The 1,431-nt window shown below is 43.5% G+C and carries 1 protein-coding gene; it reads left to right on the top strand.

Translation table 11 applies throughout. The annotated features are described in order from the left end of the window. Nucleotides 1-1,381 (top strand): tetratricopeptide repeat protein (locus F6K49_RS48895; protein ID WP_366514358.1); only part of this gene is annotated, 1,381 nt, incomplete at its 5' end. Nucleotides 1,382-1,431: the final 50 nt, after the last annotated feature.

Raw genomic sequence — 1,431 nt, 5'->3', positions numbered from 1 at the left:
GATCGCTTTTAGTCGAGATGGCAAACAGATTCTCAGTGGCAGTAACGACAGAACAGTGCGGTTGTGGGACACAGAATCCGGTCAACTAATCCATACCTTACAAGGTCATACAAGGGCTGTCTCTAATATCGCTTTTAGTCCAGATGGCAAACAGATTGTCAGTAGCAGTTGGGACAAAACAGTGCGGTTGTGGGACACAGAAACCGGTCAACTAATCCATCCCTTACAAGGTCATACTAGTTATGTCGATGCGATCGCCTTTAGCCCAGATGGCAAACAGATTCTCAGTGGCAGTCACGACAGTACCTTACGCTTGTGGGACACAGAAACCGGTCAACTAATCCATCCCTTACAAGGTCATACTAGTTATGTCACTGCGATCGCTTTTAGTCCAGATGGCAAACAGATTCTCAGTAGCAGTAACGACAGAACAGTGCGGTTGTGGGACACAGAAACCGGTCAACTAATCCATACCTTTGAAGGTCATACAAGTAGGGTCAATGCGATCGCTTTTAGTCGAGATGGCAAACAGATTCTCAGTGGCAGTAACGACAGAACAGTGCGTTTGTGGGGCAATTACTCTTGGCAAGAGGCTTTAAAAGAGGGATGTGATCAGCTGCAATTTCATCCTGACCTCGTTGCACCTAAAAATAATAAAGCAGGAGAAGCTTGTCTTAAGCATGCCAGTTGGGAAGATAAAACCAAAGCCGAATTTCTGGTGAGACAAGGTCGAGCTATTTTACAAAAAGAGCAAAATATCAAGAGTGCTGTTAAAAAATTTAAAAAAGCGCAAAAACTTAATCCTGACATCGACCTCAATCCAGAGACAGAGGAAAAAGACAAAGACCCTAAAATAGTAGCGCACTTGTTAGCCGCACCAGTCAAGATACAATTTGGAGCGATCTTAGCAGAAGAGGGGAAAATAAAGGAAGCTATTTCTACCTATCAAGAAGCGCAAAAACTCAATCCTGATATTGACCTCAATCCAGAGACAGAGGAAAAAGACAAAGACCCTAAAATAGTAGCGCACTTGTTAGCCGCAAAAGGAAAAGTAGAACAGGGTAGGCGGCTAGCAATGAATAGGGAAATAGAGCAGGCTATTTCTGTCTATCAAGAAGCGCAAAAACTCAATCCTGACATCGACCTCAATCCAGAGACAGAGGAAAAAGACAAAGACCCTAAAATAGTAGCGCACTTGTTAGCTGCAAAAGTAAAAGTAAAACAGGGTTGGCGGCTAGCAATGAATAGGGAAATAGAGCAGGCTATTTCTACCTATCAAGAAGCACAAAAACTCTATCCCGATATCGACCTCAACCCAAGTACAAAGGAAATCGACAAAGACCCTAAAAAAGTAGCTAACGGGGGGACAGAGCGGGTATAGCCATTGTGTAGCAAGGGATACAGCAGATGAAGGAAAAAAAAGATAGGTCA

Source organism: Moorena sp. SIO3I6, from assembly GCF_010672095.1.
This window is presented reverse-complemented; position numbering and strand designations above follow the sequence as displayed.